General features: G+C 56.4%; 13 protein-coding genes and 7 pseudogenes. All 20 read right to left on the bottom strand.

Going from position 1 to position 19,656, the window contains the following annotated elements:
• Positions 1–621 precede the first annotated feature (621 nt).
• Positions 622–780, bottom strand: a complete 159-nt coding sequence (locus AC0L7S_RS14825; RefSeq protein ID WP_473471737.1) for a DUF1467 family protein — start codon at positions 778–780, stop codon at positions 622–624.
• Positions 777–1,180 (bottom strand): annotated as a pseudogene (gene mce / locus AC0L7S_RS14820) (methylmalonyl-CoA epimerase). The gene AC0L7S_RS14825 and the pseudogene mce overlap by 4 nt, the downstream one beginning before the upstream one ends.
• A 22-nt stretch (positions 1,181–1,202) precedes the next feature.
• Positions 1,203–2,873, bottom strand: coding sequence for a ribonuclease J (locus AC0L7S_RS14815; protein ID WP_473471736.1), 1,671 nt, complete (start codon positions 2,871–2,873; stop codon positions 1,203–1,205).
• A gap of 20 nt (positions 2,874–2,893) precedes the next feature.
• On the bottom strand, positions 2,894–3,721 hold the full coding sequence (locus tag AC0L7S_RS14810; RefSeq protein WP_473471735.1) for a biotin--[acetyl-CoA-carboxylase] ligase: 828 nt from the start codon (positions 3,719–3,721) through the stop codon (positions 2,894–2,896).
• Entirely contained in the window at positions 3,721–5,157 is a 1,437-nt protein-coding gene (gene nuoN, locus AC0L7S_RS14805; protein WP_473471734.1) for an NADH-quinone oxidoreductase subunit NuoN, read from the bottom strand. The genes AC0L7S_RS14810 and nuoN overlap by 1 nt, the downstream gene beginning before the upstream one ends.
• An 18-nt stretch (positions 5,158–5,175) precedes the next feature.
• Entirely contained in the window at positions 5,176–6,681 is a 1,506-nt protein-coding gene (locus tag AC0L7S_RS14800; RefSeq protein WP_473471733.1) for an NADH-quinone oxidoreductase subunit M, read from the bottom strand.
• A pseudogene (nuoL, locus tag AC0L7S_RS14795) lies at positions 6,681–8,663 on the bottom strand (NADH-quinone oxidoreductase subunit L). The gene AC0L7S_RS14800 and the pseudogene nuoL overlap by 1 nt, the downstream one beginning before the upstream one ends.
• Before the next feature lie 2 nt (positions 8,664–8,665).
• Positions 8,666–8,974, bottom strand: a complete 309-nt coding sequence (gene nuoK / locus AC0L7S_RS14790) for an NADH-quinone oxidoreductase subunit NuoK (RefSeq protein ID WP_473471732.1) — start codon at positions 8,972–8,974, stop codon at positions 8,666–8,668.
• A gap of 1 nt (position 8,975) precedes the next feature.
• Positions 8,976–9,595 (bottom strand): annotated as a pseudogene (locus AC0L7S_RS14785) (NADH-quinone oxidoreductase subunit J).
• 133 nt (positions 9,596–9,728) lie between these two features.
• Entirely contained in the window at positions 9,729–10,220 is a 492-nt protein-coding gene (gene nuoI, locus AC0L7S_RS14780) for an NADH-quinone oxidoreductase subunit NuoI (RefSeq protein WP_473471731.1), read from the bottom strand.
• Positions 10,220–11,263, bottom strand: a complete 1,044-nt coding sequence (gene nuoH, locus AC0L7S_RS14775; protein WP_473474312.1) for an NADH-quinone oxidoreductase subunit NuoH — start codon at positions 11,261–11,263, stop codon at positions 10,220–10,222. The genes nuoI and nuoH overlap by 1 nt, the downstream gene beginning before the upstream one ends.
• Positions 11,264–11,265: 2 nt before the next feature.
• Positions 11,266–13,348, bottom strand: a pseudogene (gene nuoG / locus AC0L7S_RS14770) (NADH-quinone oxidoreductase subunit NuoG).
• Positions 13,349–13,418: 70 nt separating this feature from the next.
• On the bottom strand, positions 13,419–14,060 hold the full coding sequence (locus tag AC0L7S_RS14765; RefSeq protein ID WP_473471730.1) for an NADH-ubiquinone dehydrogenase: 642 nt from the start codon (positions 14,058–14,060) through the stop codon (positions 13,419–13,421).
• An 85-nt stretch (positions 14,061–14,145) separates the two neighbouring features.
• Entirely contained in the window at positions 14,146–15,450 is a 1,305-nt protein-coding gene (gene nuoF, locus AC0L7S_RS14760) for an NADH-quinone oxidoreductase subunit NuoF (RefSeq protein ID WP_473471729.1), read from the bottom strand.
• 11 nt (positions 15,451–15,461) lie between these two features.
• The gene (locus AC0L7S_RS14755; RefSeq protein WP_473471728.1) at positions 15,462–15,722 is read right to left on the bottom strand and encodes a hypothetical protein; all 261 of its coding nucleotides are present in this window, start codon (positions 15,720–15,722) and stop codon (positions 15,462–15,464) included.
• The gene (gene nuoE, locus AC0L7S_RS14750; protein ID WP_473471727.1) at positions 15,689–16,714 is read right to left on the bottom strand and encodes an NADH-quinone oxidoreductase subunit NuoE; all 1,026 of its coding nucleotides are present in this window, start codon (positions 16,712–16,714) and stop codon (positions 15,689–15,691) included. Before nuoE ends, AC0L7S_RS14755 begins: the two co-directional genes overlap by 34 nt.
• Positions 16,714–17,903 (bottom strand): annotated as a pseudogene (locus AC0L7S_RS14745) (NADH-quinone oxidoreductase subunit D). The gene nuoE and the pseudogene AC0L7S_RS14745 overlap by 1 nt, the downstream one beginning before the upstream one ends.
• A 9-nt stretch (positions 17,904–17,912) precedes the next feature.
• Positions 17,913–18,520, bottom strand: a pseudogene (locus AC0L7S_RS14740) (NADH-quinone oxidoreductase subunit C).
• A gap of 3 nt (positions 18,521–18,523) precedes the next feature.
• Positions 18,524–19,106, bottom strand: a pseudogene (locus tag AC0L7S_RS14735) (NuoB/complex I 20 kDa subunit family protein).
• Positions 19,097–19,462 (bottom strand): NADH-quinone oxidoreductase subunit A, encoded by a 366-nt coding sequence (locus tag AC0L7S_RS14730; RefSeq protein ID WP_473471726.1) that lies wholly within the window; start codon positions 19,460–19,462, stop codon positions 19,097–19,099. Before AC0L7S_RS14730 ends, AC0L7S_RS14735 begins: the two are co-directional and overlap by 10 nt.
• Positions 19,463–19,656: the final 194 nt, after the last annotated feature.

Genomic DNA, 19,656 nt, shown 5'->3' with positions numbered 1-19,656 from the left:
ATAGCCATTTCATGACCGAATTGAAACCCGCGCCAGACGTCAAACATAGTATCGCGCAAGCTGATCGGATTTTGCTCACGCCTGCAGAATAATTGTGCAATGCAGCACATTAATTTTTGTTTCTGTAGAAAATTTCTAGTGACTCTACTGACAGCGTTGGTCTAGTGTGCCGCGATAATAGCGGGGGCAGAGATAATCTGCTCTCCTGCGCGGTCAAAGTCTTGGGAGGATGCGATCTTGGCGCGGTAATTCGCAGCCGCCGTTTACGGAATAAAGATCGGACGCGTTAAATTGCAAGGCTTCTGGCCTTGCATTTTTTTGTGCAGTCCAGTACCCACCAGCAGATGGAATTCATTTAGGGGTCACCGCTTCTACGGCATGTCGCTTTGAAAGAGCCGCGCGAAATTCCGAAAACCGGCAACCGCTTTTCGGTCCGCGGTTCAAATGGAATGAAGCCCCTCAGATCAAGGCTTTCAGACAGAAACCTCAACCATCACAACAAGTTGAAACGTCAGTTGTAGGTCGGCAGCATCTGCGGAAGATCGCTGAACCCAAACCCAAGCCCTTCCGTCAACCCAAAAAGAATGCCGACAATAATCGACGTTATCACGGTTGTCCAAATCACCGCGCGCAACATGCGCATTGAGCCAGGGCGCTCGCCATCGTGCCGGGCACAATGTCACCCTCATCTTCTTGTGTGGTTACGTTGAACGGCAGAATGGCGAAAAGGGTAATCCACCATATGACGTAAAAAATTGCGGTGAATGATACCCAGTTCATGATTGTTCCAGTTCGATCAGCGTGCCGAAAAAATCTTTTGGATGCAGAAACAAGACCGGCTTGCCATGCGCACCGGTCTTTGGGGTGCCATCGCCAAGAACACGCGCCCCAGCACTCATGAGTTGGTCGCGCGCCGCGACAATATCGGGCACTTCATAACAAAGGTGATGCATGCCGCCAGCCGGGTTTTTTCCAGAAAAGCAGCGATCGGCGAGTTCTCACCAAGCGGTTCCAGCAATTCTATCTTGGTATTGCCGACATTGATAAAAACCACCGACACGCCATGCTCAGGCAATATTTGTGGCTCCGTCACCTGCGCGCCCAGCGTCTCGCGATAACCCGCACTTGCCTTGGCAAGGTCGGGCACTGCGATGGCAACATGGTTCAGGCGGCCAAGCATGGTCTTCTCCTTTGCAGCAAGATCAGCGTGTGACGAACACCGTCACAAGCGGCTTCTTGCCCCAAACTTCGTTTGCCGAAGCGCGAACGGCGCGGCGCACCGATTCTTGAACGAGGTCCAAATCTTTTCGGCGCTGTCTGGGGATGGAGTCCACAGCGCCGATTGCCGCATCGATCATCAATTCTTCGAGAGGTTCGCCCCTGGCATCGATTTCTGCAACACCAATTGCGACAAGATCGGGGTCGCCAGCGAGTTCATATTTGTCATCCAGCACCACATTAACCGCAACATGACCGGCATAAGACAGCTTGCGCCGCTCTCTGATGCCCATCGCCTCGTCACTGCCAATCAGCCTGCCATCCTTGTAGACTCGGCCAAATGGAACCTGATCGATGATGGCCGCTGCACCCGGATAGAGCCTCAGCATGTCACCGTCGCGCACCTGCGCGACCTGACCTATTCCCGACATGGACATCAGCGAGCCTTGTGCCACCAGATGCGCGGCCTCGCCATGCACCGGAACACCGATCTGCGGCTTGACCCATTCATACATGCGCTTCAGTTCGCTGCGGCGAGGATGGCCCGACACATGCACCAGCGCATCGTCATCCTCCATGATCTTCATGCCAAGATCTATCAGCCTGTTCTTAATCTCAAGGATTGCTTTTTCGTTGCCCGGAATGGTGCGCGACGAAAAGATCACCATATCGCCTGCTGTCAAACCGACTGACTTCATTTCTTCTCGTGACAGCTTGGCAAGGGCCGCCAGCGGTTCGCCCTGGCTGCCTGTGCATATGACCACCATGTTCTGGCGGTCGACGAAAGAATAGTCTTCTTCGGCAATGAACTCCGGCAATCCATCCATATAGCCAAGTTCGCCCGCCACATCGATGACACGCTTCAGCGACCGTCCAAGCACAAGGCATTTGCGCCCGGCATCGCGCGCCGCCCGCGCAATCGAAATGATGCGCCCCACATTCGACGAAAACGTGGTGACGACCACGCGTCCCTTAGCCTGTTCGATAATGGTTTTCAGACTGGCACCAACCTCCTGCTCCGAAGGTGAAACCCCTTCCCGCATCGCATTGGTGGAATCGCAGATAAGCGCCAGGACACCCTTATCGCCATATGCGCGAAAGCGGGCTTCGTCCGTCTTCGGCCCAAGAGTGGGCTCCGGGTCGATCTTCCAGTCGCCGGTATGAACGACCGTGCCCACCGGCGTCGTGATGGCAAGCGACATTGGTTCGGGGATGGAATGCGCAACCGGAATTGCCTCGATCTCGAACGGCCCGACAGTAAACTTGTCTCCGCCTCGATAAATTGTCACCGGGATTTTCGGAGCATTCTGCTGCCCCTGCCTCTTGGCCTCAAGCAGTCCCGCCCCGAACGGCGTCATCCACACTGGCGCTTTCAGCCGCGGCCAGATGTCGTGCAAGGCGCCGTAATGATCTTCATGCGCGTGCGTAATGACAATACCGCGCAGGTTGGAGATATCTTCTTCAATGAAGCGTGTATCTGGCAAGATCAGATCAACGCCCGGATGTGCGGCGTCGGGAAAGGTCACGCCGACATCGACGATGAGCCATTCGCGGGCATTTTTCGGCCCATAGCCATAAAGAGCGAAATTCATGCCAATCTCGCCAACACCGCCGAGTGGCACGAAGACAAGTTCAGCGCTATCAGCTTTCGCCATTATATTTCCTTCCTTGCGGATCAGGTCGCACCAAGCGAGGCGACCGCACCAAAATGCACGTCACCCGCAGCGATTGTAACGATCGAGCCGGATTTCTCACGGATCACGAAACGGCAGTCTTCGTCTATCGTCTCGAAGCTGCCGCGAACAACATTGCCATCAATCTGCACGGCGACCTCGCTGCCTAAACCTGCCGCGCGTTCAAGCCAACGCCGCCGCACATCTGAAAGGCCGCTCCCGCCATTCCACACCCGTGCATTTTCGTTCCAGGCATCGGACAATGCCAGAAACAGCGTTTCGGCATCAGAACTCGCGCCCAAGGCCTTCAAGGACGTGGCCGGATAAGGCAATCCATCCGGGCTTGCCACAACATTGACCCCAATGCCGACAGCGACCGCAAAACGCCCGTTCTCCAAAATGACCGATTCCAGCAGAATGCCCGCGAGCTTGGCTCCCGACGCCAGCACGTCATTTGGCCATTTCAATTCAAACCGGTTGCGGTGCTCACCGCTTCCACCATCGACGCCAACTGATATTCTCGCTTTTGGCGCAACAGCATCGAGCGCATCGGCAAGCGCCAGACCGGCAACAAAGCCAAGCGTGGCAGCAAGCCGGGGTTCAAAATCAGCGACCACCAGCAGAGTTGCCGCAAGGTTGCCCTCGGGCGACATCCATGCCCGCCCGCGTCGGCCTCGCCCACTTTGCTGGTTCTTGGAAACCACCCACAAATTTCCGGGATCGCCTGCGCGCCCATGTTCAAGCGCCGTCGCATTGGTGGACCCAACCACATCATACACGTCAAGCCGGTATCCATTGGATACCGCCGTCGGCGCGAGCGAAAACCCCATCAGAAAAACGACTTGGCGGCGGCTTCGGCATAGGAACTGATCGGCCCGCCGATCAGCACATAAAACAATACGAAGGCACCCGATGCTCCAAGAATCACGCGCAATTCACCCGCCATCGGTTCGAAGCCGCCGACAGGTTCGTCGAACCACATGATCTTGATGATACGCAGATAGTAGAACGCAGCCACCACGGATGACAGGACACCGATGATCGCCAATGCGTAGAGCCCTGAATCGATAGCCGCGAGAAACACATACCACTTGGCCCAGAAGCCGGCGAGCGGTGGAATGCCGGCGAGCGAAAACAAAAGGATTGTCAAGAAGGTCGCCATCACCGGATTGCTGGTCGAAAGCCCTGCCAGATCGCCGATGGTTTCGACCTGCCCATCCTTGCGGCGCATGGCGATGATGAAGGCGAAAGTGCCAAGCGTCATGGCCACATAGATCAGCATATAGATGATAACGCCGCGCACGCCCGTCTCGCTATTGGCGGCAAGGCCAACCAATGCAAACCCCATATGGCCGATGGAGGAATAAGCCATCAGCCGTTTGAAATTCCGCTGCCCGATGGCGGCAAATGAACCAAGTACCATTGACGCGATCGAGACAAATACGATGATCTGCTGCCAATCGGCCGCCGAAGGCTCGAAGGCATCCATGACGAGACGCATGATCAACGCCATCGTCGCAACCTTTGGCGCAACGGCGAAGAATGCGGTGACCGGTGTCGGCGCGCCTTCATAAACATCCGGCGTCCACATGTGGAACGGGGCCGCCGAGATCTTGAACACCAGTCCAGCGAGAATGAAGACCAGACCGAAGAGGACGCCAACCTGGCGCTCTTCTCCGCTCACAACACTTGCAATGACGTTGAAATCAATGGAGCCCGTATAGCCGTAAACCAGCGATATACCGTAAAGCATCATGCCGGTACCAAGCGCGCCAAGCACGAAATACTTCAAACCTGCTTCGCTCGAACGCAGGCTGTCGCGGTTGATGGCAGCGATGATATAAAGCGCCAGAGACTGCAGCTCGAAGCTCATATAGAGCGCAATCATATCGTTGGCCGAAGCCATTAAAAGCATGCCGGTAGAAGACAGCATGACCAGCACCGGATATTCGAATGTGTCGAATTTCTCGGCCTTGGCAAAACCGATCGACATCACCAACGTAGCAATGGCCCCGACCAGGGTCAGTATCTTCATGAAACGCGCGAAAGGATCAACGACAAAGGAATTGCCGAATGCCCTGCCCTCACCGACGGACAACACAAGCCATGCGCCCGCCCCAGCCATGATGATGACCGCGAGAGTTGTTACCAAAGTGCTTGGCCGACCATTGGAATAAACCCCGATCATCAAAAGCACGAGGGCTCCAACGACAAGGATCAGCTCCGGCGTCAGCAGGGCGAGACTGGAAGAGAGTTCCGGCGTCATGGTTCGCTAATTCTCCAGTCAGTTCGCAGCCGCGGTCTGCGCGGCGTCGATGGATGCGGTGACATTGGTAACCAGCGCCTTGACCGACTGCGCCGTGGCGTCGAGCACAGGTGCAGGATACACGCCAAAGAAGATGGTCAGCACCACCAGCGGATAGAGGATCGCCTTCTCGCGCGCCGACAGGTCGAGCATGCTCTTGAGATTTTCCTTGGTCAGCGCACCGAACACGACACGGCGGTAAAGCCACAATGCATAACACGCCGACAAGATCACACCGGTGGTCGCAAATACGGCAACCCAGGTATTGGCCTTGAATGCGCCAAGCAGGGTCAGGAACTCTCCGACAAAGCCGCTGGTGCCCGGCAGGCCGACATTGGCCATGGTGAAAATCAGGAACGCCACCGCATATTTCGGCATGTTGTTGACCAAACCGCCATAGGCGTCGATCTCACGCGTATGCAGGCGATCGTAGATGACGCCGACGCACAGGAACAGCGCACTTGAAACAAGGCCATGCGACAGCATCTGGTAAATCGCGCCCTGCACGCCCTCGGCATTCATGGCGAAAATTCCCATCGTCACATAGCCCATATGCGCGACCGAGGAATAGGCAATCAGCTTCTTCATGTCCTCCTGCATCAGCGCCACCAACGATGTGTAGATGATGGCGACGACCGACAGCGTGAACACGAAGGGAGCAAACATTTCCGACGCGAGCGGGAACATGGGCAGCGAGAAACGCAGGAATCCGTAGCCGCCCATTTTCAGGAGAATACCGGCCAGAATGACAGACCCGGCGGTCGGCGCCTCGACATGCGCATCAGGCAACCAGGTATGGACCGGCCACATCGGCATCTTGACGGCAAACGACGCAAAGAAGGCAAGCCACAGCCATGTCTGCATGCTGGCCGGGAATGGATGTGTCAAAAGTGTGGGTATATCGGTGGTGCCCGCCTGCCAGAACATCGCCATGATGGCCAGCAGCATCAGGACCGAGCCGAGCAGCGTGTAGAGGAAGAACTTGAACGAGGCATAGACGCGCCGCTTGCCGCCCCACACACCGATGATGATGAACATCGGGATCAGGCCCGCTTCGAAGAAGACATAGAACAACACGATGTCCAGCGCGCAAAAGACGCCGATCATCAATGTTTCCAGGAGCAGAAAGGCAATCATATACGCCTTGACGCGCTTCTGGATCGCTTCCCATGAAGCGAGGATGCAAAGCGGCATCAGGAAGGTCGTCAGGATGACGAACAGCATCGAAATGCCATCGACGCCCATATGGTAGGAAATGCCTGAATCCAGCCAGCCATGCTTTTCGACCATCTGGAACCCGGCCTGTGCATTGTCAAAGCCGATCCAGACGAACAACGATACCACGAAGGTAAACACGGTCGTCAGCAACGTAATTACGCGAATGTTGCGGCGGCCGCTGTCGCTTTCGTCGCTGATCAGCAAAACGAGCAGCACGCCAACCAGCGGCAGAAAAGTGACCGTTGAGAGAATGGGCCAGTCGGTCATCAGAGCATCATCCAGGTGACGAGTGCGGCAACGCCGATCAGCATGGCGAAGGCATAGTGATAAAGGTAGCCGGACTGCAACTTGACGACACGATCCGTCACATCGACAACGCGAGCCGAGATCCCGTCCGGCCCAAGGCCGTCAATGATCTTGCCGTCACCCGTCTTCCAGAGGAAATGACCGATCCGCTTGGCAGGACGCACGAACAGAAAATCGTAAAGCTCGTCGAAATACCACTTGTTGAGCAGGAACGCGTATAGACCGCGATGTTGCGCGGCGAGTTCCTTCGGCGTTTGCGGCGAACGGATGTAAAACTGCCAGGCCAAAAGAAAGCCGATGACCATGGCAATGAAGGGCGACAGTTTCGCCCACAGCGGCACCCCATGCATCTCATGCAGTATGTGGTTGCCGGGCAACGTGAACAAAGACGCTTTCCAGAATTCGCCGTAAGCTTCGCCAATGAACTGATCATGGAACAGGAAGCCCGCAAACAGCGCGCCCGCCGCCAGAACGAACAGCGGCACCAGCATCACAGGTGGCGATTCATGAACGTGGTGCATGACCTCATGGCTTGCTCGCGGCTCGCCGTGGAAGGTCATGAAAATCAAACGCCACGAGTAAAACGCCGTAAAGCAGGCAGCGATCACCAGAAGAATGAAGGCAAAACCGGCAACGGCGTTCTCACCAACAAAGGCGCTTTCGATAATGGCGTCCTTGGAAAAGAACCCTGCGGTACCGATCACCGTGGCCGGAATGCCGACACCGGTCAGTGCCAGCGAACCGATCACCATCATCCAGTAGGTGGTCGGGATGAGTTTTCGCAACCCCCATCTTGCGCATATCCTGCTCGTCGGAAACGGCATGGATCACGGACCCCGAGCCAAGAAATAGAAGCGCCTTGAAAAAGGCATGCGTAAACAGATGGAAGATCGCAACACCATAGGCACCGACCCCGAGTGCAACGAACATGTAGCCAAGCTGCGAACAGGTCGAATAGGCAATGACGCGCTTGATATCGTTTTGCACAAGACCGACCGTCGCGGCAAAAAATGCCGTGATCGCCCCGATGAAGGTCACCACCAGAAGGGCCGTATGCGACAACTCGAACAGCGGTGACAGGCGAGCCAGCATGAACACACCCGCCGTCACCATGGTGGCCGCGTGGATAAGCGCGGAAACCGGCGTTGGGCCTTCCATGGCGTCGGGCAACCATGTGTGCAGCGGCACCTGTGCCGACTTGCCCATGGCACCCATGAACAGAAGCAGGCAAACCACGGTCATTGCCGCCTGCTTGTCGAGCGCGTAGCCTAGGAAATTCAACACCGTATCGCCATGTGCGGCAGCGTCAGCACCATGCTCGGCAGGAATGAAAGTCGCTGCATTGGCAAAAATCGTGCCCAGATTGACCGAACCGAACAGCACAAACACGCCAAAAATACCAAGCGCGAAGCCAAAATCGCCAATCCGGTTGACGACAAACGCCTTGATTGCCGCCGCACTCGCCGACGGCTTTTTATACCAGAAACCGATCAGCAAATAGGATGCGAGACCAACACCTTCCCAACCAAAGAACATCTGAACGAGGTTGTCGGAGGTCACCAACATCAGCATGGCGAAGGTAAACAGCGACAGGTACGCGAAGAAGCGCGGCCTGTTCGGATCGTGATGCATGTAGCCGATCGAATAGATGTGAACCAGCGCCGAAACCGTATTGACGACAACCAGCATGACCACCGTCAGCGTGTCGATACGCAAGGCCCAGGCCGCATCAAGACCGCCAGATTCGATCCAGCGCAGCACCGGCACCGTAAACACTTCCGTCTCGGAAAAGCCGACGGCAAAGAAAGCAACCCACGACAATACCGCTGAAATCACCAGGAGACCGGACGTAATATATTCCGATGCCTTGGCGCCAAGCGCGTTACCGAACAGGCCGACGATCAAAAAACCGATCAGGGGAGGAAGACGATAGCCTGATACATTCCTAACCCTTCATCATATTCACGTCTTCCACCGCGATGGAGCCGCGGTTGCGGAAGAAAACTACAAGTATGGCAAGCCCGATGGCCGCTTCGGCGGCGGCAATCGTCAGCACGAATAGCACGAACACCTGCCCCACCAGATCATTCAGCACCGAGGAAAAGGCGACGAAATTGATGTTCGCGGCGAGCAGCAGCAATTCGATCGACATCATGATGACGATGACGTTCTTGCGATTGAGAAAGATGCCGAACACGCCGATCGTAAACAGGATCGCCGAGAGGGTCAGGTAATGTCCAATGCCGACGCTCATGTCAGATGCCTTTCCCCGTTTCGACTTTCCGCACCTCGATCGCGGTCTGCGGCGTGCGGGCGTTCTGTGCCGGGATGCTCTGGCGTTTAACGCCCTGCTTGTGCCTGAGCGTCAGCGCAATCGCACCGACCATGGCAACCAGCAAAACGATACCCGCCATCTGGAAGAAGTGGATGTAATCCGTGTAGATGATGTCGCCCAAAGCCGCCGTATTGCTGCGCTCGGCAAGATCGGGGATCGGCATTGCCGCTGCTGTGCCAAGTTTAGGTGACAGCACGAAACCGCCGGTTACCACGATAAGCTCGGCAGCCAGGATAAGACCGACCATTGCGCCGATTGGCGCATATTGCAGCGCTCCGCTCTTGAACTCCGCGAAGTCCACGTCAAGCATCATGATAACGAACAGGAACAGAACCATCACCGCGCCGACATAGACAATGAGCAGGATCATCGCCAGGAATTCGGCACCCACCAGCAGGAACAACCCGGCTGCGTTGAAAAACGTCAATATAAGAAAAAGCACGGAATGCACGGGATTGCGTGATGAGATGACCATAAAGGCCGACCCCACCGCTACAAAGGCGAAGAGGTAAAAAAGGCCGCCTCTAGTCCGTTCAACATGGGTTCCCCCGGCTTTCCTAGGATCGAACAGAGGCAATGTGCCATGTTCGCTTTTCTGGACTTCGTTCCACTTGCGCAGCCGAAGTCGCGTGTTCCTTAAACGAGCCGTTGCGGCTCGTCCATCACTCACCAATCAGCGATACGGCGCATCCAAAGACATGTTGCGCGCGATCTCGCGCTCCCAGCGATCGCCATTCGCCAGAAGCTTGTCCTTGTCGTAATAAAGCTCTTCACGCGTCTCCGTCGCGAACTCGAAATTCGGCCCTTCGACAATCGCATCGACGGGGCAGGCTTCCTGACAAAAGCCGCAGTAAATGCACTTCACCATATCGATGTCGTAGCGCACCGTGCGCCGCGTGCCGTCATTGCGGCGCGGACCGGCCTCGATGGTGATGGCCTGAGCCGGGCAAATCGCCTCGCACAATTTGCAGGCTATGCAGCGCTCTTCGCCGTTCGGATAGCGCCGCAGCGCATGTTCGCCACGAAAGCGCGGACTAATCGGCCCTTTTTCATGCGGATAGTTGATCGTCTCCTTGGGCGCGAAGAATTGGCGCATCCCCAGAAAAAAGGCGATGACGAAATCCTGCAACAGCAGCGACTTGGCGGCATGAGAAAGAGCAGACATCACGCAAACCCCGAGAATTTGAGGAAGGCAGCAGTCGCCACGACCATGAACAGCGAGATCGGCAGGAACACTTTCCAGCCAAGGCGCATCAACTGGTCATAGCGGTAGCGTGGCACGATCGCCTTCACCATGGAGATCATGAAGAACACGAAGCATACTTTGAGCACAAACCAGATCACGCCCGGAACCCAGGTGAACGGGGCAAAATCGAAAGGCGGCAGCCATCCGCCAAGAAACAGGATCGTGGTAAGCGCGCACATCAATACGATAGCTACATATTCCCCGAGGAAGAAAAGCAGGAAGGGCGTCGACGAATATTCGACCATGTGGCCGGCAACCAGTTCCGACTCCGCTTCGACCAGATCGAAGGGCGGGCGGTTTGTCTCTGCCAGGGCCGAGACAAAAAAGATGACGAACATCGGGAACAGCGACAGCCAATGCCAATCCAGAAATGAATTGGAAAGACCAAGGCGCGTGCCAAGGCCATCTTGCTGCGCAAGTACGATGTCGGTCAGGTTGAGAGACCCGACGCAAAGCAGAACCGTGACAATGACGAAGCCGATGGACACTTCATAGGACACCATCTGCGCGGCCGAGCGCAACGCGCCGAGAAACGGATATTTCGAGTTGGACGCCCAGCCGCCCATGATCACGCCGTAAACCTCGAGCGAGGAGATGGCGAGAACATAGAGAATACCGACATTGATATTGGCAACCGCCCAGCCTTCGCTGACCGGAATTACCGCCCACGCAGCCAGTGCGAGAACGGCAGAAACCAGTGGTGCCAGCAGGAAAACGCCTTTGTTGGCGCCCGATGGAATGATCGGTTCCTTGAAGACAAATTTCAACAGATCGGCAAACGCCTGCAAGAGACCCCACGGCCCAACGACATTCGGCCCGCGCCTCAACTGCACAGCAGCCCAGATCTTGCGGTCGGCATAAAGAATGTAGGCCACGAAGATCAGAAGAACGACGATCAGCACAACGGACTTCAACAGGATGATCAAAGCCGGCAGCACATAAAAAGAGAAGAAACTGTCCATCGTCATTCCGCCGCCTGCTTGAAGTCGCTCTTGGCAAGCGCCGAGCATTCCGCCATCACCGCAGAGGCGCGCGCTATCGGGTTGGTCAAATAGAAGTTTCCAACCGGCGAAGCAAATCCTGCCTTGTTCAGCCGCCCGCCAACCTTGGCAATCTTGGGAATGTCTTTCTCATCGCCGGCCGCGATCTGGTCGATATGCGCAAGATGCGGGTAATCCTCGTGGAGTTTCGCCCGTAGCTGCGCCAGCGAATCGAAAGGCAGCGTCTTGCCAAGCACGTCCGACAGCGCCCTCAATATGGCCCAGTCTTCGCGTGCATCGCCCGGCGCAAAACCTGCGCGGTTGGTTCGTTGCACACGCCCTTCCGTATTGACATAGGTGCCAGACTTTTCCGTGTACGCCGCCGCGGGCAAAATCACGTCGGCACGATGAGCGCCCGCATCGCCATGCGTTCCGATATAGACGACCAGCTTGCTGCTGACCTTGCTCATATCCAGCTCATCTGCCCCAAGCAGGAACAAGACGTCCGTCGCATCCAGCATATCGGCAACAGCTTTGCCGCCCTCGCCCGGAACAAAGCCGATATCGAGACCGCCAACCCGCGCCGCTGCATGATGAAGAACGGCAAGGCCATTCCAGTCAGGACGCGCGCCATTCACCGCGCTGGCAAGCTTGGCGGCCTGACCGAGTATGGCTGCACCGTCTGTACGCGCCAGCGCACCTTGCCCCACGATAATAAGCGGATGGTTGGATTTCTTCAACGTTTGGAAGAACTTGCCCTTACCCTCAACCAGTTCCTTCAACGCCTCAGGCCCAGTGCCAAGTTGCTCGTAATCGTAACGAAGGTCGCCAAATTCACCAATGACACCAATGGGCAGCGGGCCTGCCCGGAAACGCTTGCGCATACGCGCGTTCAACACGGATGCCTCAAAGCGGGGGTTGGAACCAACGATCAGGATGGCATCGGCCTCATCAATCCCCTCGATTGTCGGATTGAAAATATAGCTCGCCCTGCCAAGCGCCGGATCAAGTGCCACACCATCTTGCCGGCAATCCAGATTGCCGGAACCAAGCGAAGTCATCAACAGCTTCAAGGCGTACATTTCTTCGACAGCAGCAAGATCGCCAGCGATTGCGCCGATTTTGTCAGCGCTGGTTTTGGACACACCCTCCTTGATCGCAGCGAAAGCATCATTCCAGCTTGCCGCCACCAGCTTGCCATCCCGGCGAACATAGGGCCGGTCGAGGCGCTGCGTGCGCAGCCCATCCCAGATGAAGCGGGTCTTGTCGGAAATCCACTCCTCGTTCACCGCATCATTATTGCGCGGCATGATGCGCATCACTTCACGGCCCCGCGAATCAACACGTATCGACGAACCAACCGCATCCATCACGTCGATGGATTCCGTTTTGGTCAGCTCCCACGGTCGCGCCTGAAAGGCATATGGCTTGGAAGTCAACGCGCCGACCGGACACAAATCGATGACATTGCCTTGCAGTTCCGATGTCATCGCCTGTTCGAGATAGGTGGTGATCTCCGCGTCTTCGCCGCGCCCGATCAGGCCAAGCTCGGAAATGCCCGCCACTTCGGTCGTGAAGCGCACACAGCGCGTGCAATGGATGCAGCGCGTCATGATCGTCTTGACCAGCGGACCGATATATTTGTCCTCAACTGCGCGCTTGTTCTCATGGAAGCGCGACGAGATCGACGCCGAAAGCCATCGCCTGGTCTTGCAGATCGCATTCGCCACCCTGATCGCAGATCGGGCAGTCGAGCGGATGGTTGATGAGCAGGAACTCCATCACCCCTTCGCGCGCCTTTTTGACCATCGGCGTATTGGTGAACATTTCCGGCGTCTCGCCATTCGGGCCGGGCCGCAGATCGCGCACGCCCATCGCGCATGAAGCGGTCGGCTTGGGCGGTCCACCCTTCACCTCGACCAGACACATGCGACAATTGCCGGCAATCGACAGCCGTTCATGGAAGCAGAAACGCGGCACTTCCGCGCCCGCCTCTTCCGCCGCCTGCAGCAGCGTATAGTGGTCGGGTACTGTTATTTCTTTCCCGTCGACCTTCAGCTTTGCCATATCGCCTCGAACCCTGTCGGCTCCCGCCGCAATTCCAGTTCCGGGCACGGCTTGCGTGCCCGGCTTCACTTCAATGTTTCAATTTGCCTTCGGATAATTCCGCAGCCTGCCCAATCCAGTTGTCACGGCTGACACGCCCCTTGAAACCGAGCGTATCTTCCATCCATGCAATTTCAGGAACCGTCCAACCTGCAATCTGGTCATAGGTCCAAACGCCGAAACCATTGAGAACCGTCTCGAGTTTTGGCCCAACTCCCGATATTGCCTTGAGGTCGTCCGGGGTCGCCGGTCTTTCAGCTATTTGCGGCTGGCGGTAATCTTCCGGCATCACCTCGGCGTTCACTGGCGCTCCAACAACTGTAAGGGCCGGCACATCCGCGACCCGCGCCTTTGGTGCAGTCGCCGTCTTGCCCGCACGGGGGGCGCCACAATCGTCCGAAACGTCAGCATCCGGCACATCATCAACCGGCGGTTCAAACAGACGTTGTGAAGCTTGCGCAGCCCCGGAAAGCGCACCAAGCCACAACCCGAACGTCTGACTGGCCACGCCCACACTGAGCGCCGACATGGCCGCTATGCCCGCAGCAGGATGCGCAAACAGATTGACGGCACTGGCCATCTCTTTCGGCATCAATTTGGTCAGGTCTTCGCTCATTTTCTCGAATTCGTTCATATTGGTCGTCAAATTATCGGGAATGGGAAATTTCGACATGTCATCTCTCCTATGTCGTTTCTTCCTTTTTGCCCTCTTCCTGGTTTCCTCAATTCGGACTTCGCCCGCACTTTCTCAGTTATTTCTATTCGGCTGCGGCAAGCACAGGCCGAACTTGATCGGCATTGCGTGTGAATTCGTCGATGCGCCTTTCGATCTCCGGGCGAAAATTACGGATAAGCCCCTGCACCGGCCATGCTGCTGCATCGCCCAGCGCGCAAATGGTATGGCCCTCGATCTGCTTGGTCACGTCAAGCAACATGTCGATCTCGCGCTTTTGCGCCTCGCCACGCACAAGACGTTCCATCACCCGCCACATCCAGCCGGTCCCTTCACGGCATGGCGTGCACTGGCCACAGCTTTCGTGTTTGAAGAAATAGGAAAGCCGGGCAATGGCTTTCACAATGTCCGTCGACTTGTCCATGACAATGACGGCGGCAGTGCCAAAGGAGGATTTTTTCTCCCGCAACCCGTCAAAATCCATCTGGCAATCGATAATATCCTCGGCCTTGACGACAGGGCACGATGCGCCTCCCGGAATGACCGCAAGCAGATTATCCCAACCGCCGCGAATGCCACCGCCATGCTTTTCCACGAGTTCGCGGAAGGTAATGCCCATCCTTTCTTCGACGGTGCATGGCGTGTTCACATGGCCAACCAGCATGAACAGTTTGGTTCCAACATTGTTCGCACGTCCAAACGACGAGAACCACGACGCGCCGCGCCGTAAAATTGTCGGGGCAACCGCAATCGATTCCACATTGTTGACGGTCGTCGGGCAACCATAAAGCCCCACATTGGCAGGGAATGGCGGCTTCAACCGTGGCTGGCCTTTTTTGCCTTCAAGGCTTTCCAGCAGCGCTGTCTCCTCGCCGCAAATATAGGCCCCTGCACCATGATGCACATAGATCTCGAAATCATGGCCGTTCTTGTTGCCCTTGCCGATCAGCTTGGCCTCATAAGCCTCGTCGATTGCACGTTGCAGCGCCTCGCGTTCACGAATGAATTCGCCGCGAATATAGATGTAGGCGGCAACCGCTCCCATGGCGAAGCCGGCAAGCAGGCAACCCTCGACCAGCGTGTGCGGGTCATGGCGCATAATGTCGCGATCCTTGCAGGTGCCGGGTTCGGATTCATCGGCATTGACGACGAGATAGCTCGGACGCCCATCGCTCTGCTTTGGCATGAACGACCATTTCAACCCCGTCGGGAAACCCGCGCCACCGCGCCCACGCAGGCCGGAGGCCTTCATCTCGTTAATGATCCAGTCGCGACCCTTGGCAATGATACCGGCCGTGCCATCCCATTGCCCGCGCGCCATCGCGCCTTTCAGCGAACGGTCGAACTGGCCGTAGATGTTGGTGAAGATACGATCTTTGTCCTCAAGCATCTCTTCGTTCCTCAGACCGGCTTCTTGCCAAATACGCGGATGTATTCCGCAACGCCGCCCTTGGCGAGCGCCTTGGCCTGCTTCACCCAATCTTCCCGCTCAACCCGTCCGTGGAAATTGAGGTAGCCGTCAACCCAGTCTCGTTCTGCCTTTTTCCATGCGCCAACCTGCGCAAATGTATAAATGCCCAGCGAATGAAGAACGCTCTCATTTTTGGGGCCGACGCCCGAAATCAGCTTCAGATCATCCGGCGTCGCAGGCTTCTTGACCACAGATGGACGGTTCTTGTCATCAAGCGAGGGCTTGGCACTTCCTGCTGCTTTTTCGCCGAAGCATTGCCTTTCAACCCAGGTGCCTTGATTGCACCAACCGGCGCGGCTTTGGACCTGGAACCACTACGCTGTTTACCACCACCGCCATGCTCGGGTGCCGCCTTGTTGGCATTGGCAGCCGAATGTTTCGGCGCGGAAACGCTCGCCTGCTTCTCCGCAGCGGATTTAACCTTGGCCTTGGAAGGCGATTTTAGTGCCGGGCTGGTCTCTGGCGCATCGGTCTTGGGCTTCCCGGCTCTGGAAGGTGCAGTCGAAGTGGAGCTTTTGGTCGTCTTGGCCGTCGTTTTACTCGCTTGACCGCGTGTCGATTTCAAAACCGCCTTTTCGTTCGTCAGCGAAGTCAACCCGGTGCTCGGTGCGGAATAGACGCGTCCGTTCTGCGGCCCCGGCGTCACCGAACCACCTTTGCCGGCATCATAGAGATCAATGATCTCTTCAAGCCGCTCAGGCGTCAGGTCTTCATATGTATCCTTGAAGATCATGACCATTGGCGCATTGACGCAAGCGCCCAGGCATTCAACTTCCTCCCACGACAATGTCCCTTTGTCGTTGGTCTGGAACTGGTCGTGGTGAATCTTGGAGCGACACACATCCATCAAGCCGTCCGCCCCGCGCAAAGCACATGGCGTCGTCCCGCAAACCTGTATGTGAGCACGGGTACCCACAGGCTTCAACTGGTATTGCGTATAGAAAGTCGCAACCTCAAGGCCGCGAATATAAGGCATTTCGAGCATGTCGCAGACGGTCTCGATCGCCGCCTTGGTCACCCAGCCTTCCTGATCCTGCGCAAGCATGAGCAACGGGATGATCGCCGACTGCTGGCGCCCTTTGGGATATTTCTTGATCCATTGCTTTGCGGCAGCCCCATTCGCCCTGTTGAAGGCGAACGTCGCTGGCTGGATACTGGCATCTGCGAGACGGCGGACGGACATTAGCGATCGACCTCACCAAAAACGATATCGAGAGAGCCGAGAACTGCCGTAACGTCGCCAAGCAAATGACCACGGCACAGGAAATCCATGGCCTGTAGATGTGCAAACCCTGGCGCACGCAGCTTGCAACGATAAGGTTTGTTGGTTCCATCCGAAATCAGATAGACGCCGAACTCGCCTTTCGGCGCTTCCACGGCTGCATAAACTTCGCCAGCGGGAACCTTGTAGCCCTCGGTGTAAAGCTTGAAGTGGTGAATCAACGCCTCCATCGAGCGTTTCATTTCCCCCGTTTGGGCGGAACCACTTTGCCATCAATGTTTGAAACCGGTCCGCTGCTTTCCTTGCCAAGCAACAGATCGATGCACTGGCGCATGATCCGGGCAGACTGGCGCATCTCTTCCATGCGGATCAGGTAACGATCATAGCAATCGCCGTTCTTGCCAACGGGAATATCGAAATCGAGTTCGGCATAACATTCGTAAGGCTGCGATTTGCGCAAATCCCAAGCCGCACCAGAACCACGCACCATCACGCCCGAAAATCCCCAAGCCCAGGCATCCTCCAGCGAGATGACGCCGATATCGGCATTGCGCTGCTTGAAGATACGGTTCGGCGTCAAAAGCACATCGAGATCGTCAACCGATTTAAGGAATGGATCGATCCATTTGCCAATGTCCTCGATCAGTTGCTCGGGCAAATCCTGATGAACGCCGCCCGGGCGGAAATAGGCCGCATGCATGCGTGAACCGCTGGCACGCTCATAAAACACCATCAGTTTTTCGCGCTCGACAAACCCCCATAGCGGAGGCGTCAATGCGCCAACATCCATCGCCTGCGTCGTCACATTGAGAAGATGCGACATGATGCGGCCGATTTCCGAATAGAGAACCCGGATAAGCTGGCCGCGCTTCGGCACTTCGATCTCAAGCAGACGCTCGGCAGCAAGCGCAAACGCGTGCTCCTGGTTCATTGGCGCGCAATAATCGAGCCGGTCGAGATAAGGCACAGCCTGAAGATAGGTCTTGTGCTCGATCAGTTTCTCGGTACCGCGATGCAAAAGCCCGATATGCGGATCGACCCGATCGACGACTTCGCCGTCAAGTTCCAGCACGAGGCGAAGCACGCCATGCGCTGCAGGATGCTGCGGACCGAAATTGATGTTGAAATTGCGAACGGAGGTTTCAGCCATTACCGCGCCTCAATTCGTCTTGGCTTTCTCGTCGCCCGGCAGCACGTAATCCGTACCCTCCCATGGCGAGAGAAAATCGAAATCGCGAAATTCCTGCTTCAATTCCACAGGCTCATAGACAACGCGCTTGGCTTCATCATCGTAGCGCACCTCTACAAAACCGGTCAGTGGGAAGTCTTTACGAAGCGGATGGCCCTCGAACCCATAATCGGTCAGCAGCCGACGCAAATCGGGATGGCCGGAAAAAAGCACGCCGTAAAGATCGTAAGTTTCACGCTCATACCAGTCGGCACCAGCAAAACCCCGGTAATCGAGGGCACGACGGTGTCCTCGGCTGCCTCGACCTTGATGCGGATACGATGGTTCTTTGTCGGCGACAGGAAGTGGTAGATCACGTCAAAACGCCGCACCCGCGCTGGAAAGTCGGCACCGCAGACATCGATGATTGAAACAAACCGGCATGAAGGATCGTCGCGCAGGAAGCGCGCCGTTTCAACAATATCCTCAGCCCTCACCGTCAGCGTCAATTCGCCATGAGCGATAACGCTTTCCACGATATTGGCATCAAGCCGACCCTCGATATGGGCGGCAAGACTTTCGAGTGCTTCACTCATGATCGCTCACCGCTCAATCGTGCCGGTACGGCGAATCTTCTTTTGCAGAAGGAGAATGCCATACAAAAGAGCCTCCGCGCTCGGCGGGCAGCCCGGAACATAAATATCGACCGGCACGATGCGATCGCAACCACGCACAACCGAATACGAATAGTGGTAATAACCGCCACCATTGGCGCACGACCCCATGGAAATCACGTAGCGCGGTTCCGGCATCTGGTCGTAAACCTTGCGCAGCGCAGGTGCCATCTTGTTGGTCAGCGTCCCGGCAACGATCATGATATCCGACTGGCGAGGTGAGGCACGCGGCGCGACTCCGGAAACGCTCGCTGTCATAGCGCGGCATCGACGTGTGAATCATCTCGACCGCACAGCATGCCAGACCAAATGTCATGAACATGAGCGAACCGCTGCGCGCCCATGTAATCAGCGCATCCGTCGAGGTGACCAGAAAACCCTTGTCGGAAAGCTCGTCATTGATGCCGAGGAAAAACGGATCGTTCGCACCAACCGGCTTGCCGGTACTCGGATCCAGTATGCCTTTCGGGCTCGGCGCAACCAGTGTGCCGGAATTATCGGTCAATCCCATTCCAGCGCCCCCTTCTTCCATTCATAGGCAAAGCCGATGGTCAAAACGCCGAGGAAAACCATCATCGACCAGAAGCCAAGCATGCCTATATCACCAAAGGAAACCGCCCACGGAAACAGAAACGCCACTTCCAGATCGAAAATGATGAACAGGATCGAAACCAGATAAAAGCGGACGTCAAACTTCATGCGTGCGTCATCGAAGGAATTGAACCCGCACTCATATGCCGAAAGTTTTTCCGGATCGGGATTGCGGTATGCAACCAGGAAGGGAGCGACAATAAGCGCCAGCCCCACCACCATCGCGACCCCGATGAAAATAACTATGGGCAGATACGAACTCAACAATGCGTTCATGCTGCGACTTTCCGTTAACGGCCTATCCGCCTGATTCTATAGCAGCAGGACCCGTTACGGAAGCGCGACAGTTCACCGCCGGACCGTTTGACCGGTCTCATGCTGCAATGCGGCGAGGGTTAGCGCAGCCACTCCTGCGACGCAAGTCAAACCTTGTTCAAAACGTGGCGCAGTCTCCTTTATACGATGCAACG

The organism is Mesorhizobium sp. G2-6-1, from assembly GCF_055809095.1.
This window is presented reverse-complemented; position numbering and strand designations above follow the sequence as displayed.

Coding starts and splice junctions, on each gene's coding strand:
- AC0L7S_RS14825 (WP_473471737.1), bottom strand. CDS start 780: ATGAACTGGGTATCATTCACCGCAATTTTTTACGTCATATGGTGGATT.
- AC0L7S_RS14815 (WP_473471736.1), bottom strand. CDS start 2,873: ATGGCGAAAGCTGATAGCGCTGAACTTGTCTTCGTGCCACTCGGCGGT.
- AC0L7S_RS14810 (WP_473471735.1), bottom strand. CDS start 3,721: ATGGGGTTTTCGCTCGCGCCGACGGCGGTATCCAATGGATACCGGCTT.
- nuoN (WP_473471734.1), bottom strand. CDS start 5,157: ATGACGCCGGAACTCTCTTCCAGTCTCGCCCTGCTGACGCCGGAGCTG.
- AC0L7S_RS14800 (WP_473471733.1), bottom strand. CDS start 6,681: ATGACCGACTGGCCCATTCTCTCAACGGTCACTTTTCTGCCGCTGGTT.
- nuoK (WP_473471732.1), bottom strand. CDS start 8,974: ATGAGCGTCGGCATTGGACATTACCTGACCCTCTCGGCGATCCTGTTT.
- nuoI (WP_473471731.1), bottom strand. CDS start 10,220: ATGTCTGCTCTTTCTCATGCCGCCAAGTCGCTGCTGTTGCAGGATTTC.
- nuoH (WP_473474312.1), bottom strand. CDS start 11,263: ATGGACAGTTTCTTCTCTTTTTATGTGCTGCCGGCTTTGATCATCCTG.
- AC0L7S_RS14765 (WP_473471730.1), bottom strand. CDS start 14,060: ATGTCGAAATTTCCCATTCCCGATAATTTGACGACCAATATGAACGAA.
- nuoF (WP_473471729.1), bottom strand. CDS start 15,450: ATGCTTGAGGACAAAGATCGTATCTTCACCAACATCTACGGCCAGTTC.
- nuoE (WP_473471727.1), bottom strand. CDS start 16,714: ATGTCCGTCCGCCGTCTCGCAGATGCCAGTATCCAGCCAGCGACGTTC.
- AC0L7S_RS14730 (WP_473471726.1), bottom strand. CDS start 19,462: ATGAACGCATTGTTGAGTTCGTATCTGCCCATAGTTATTTTCATCGGG.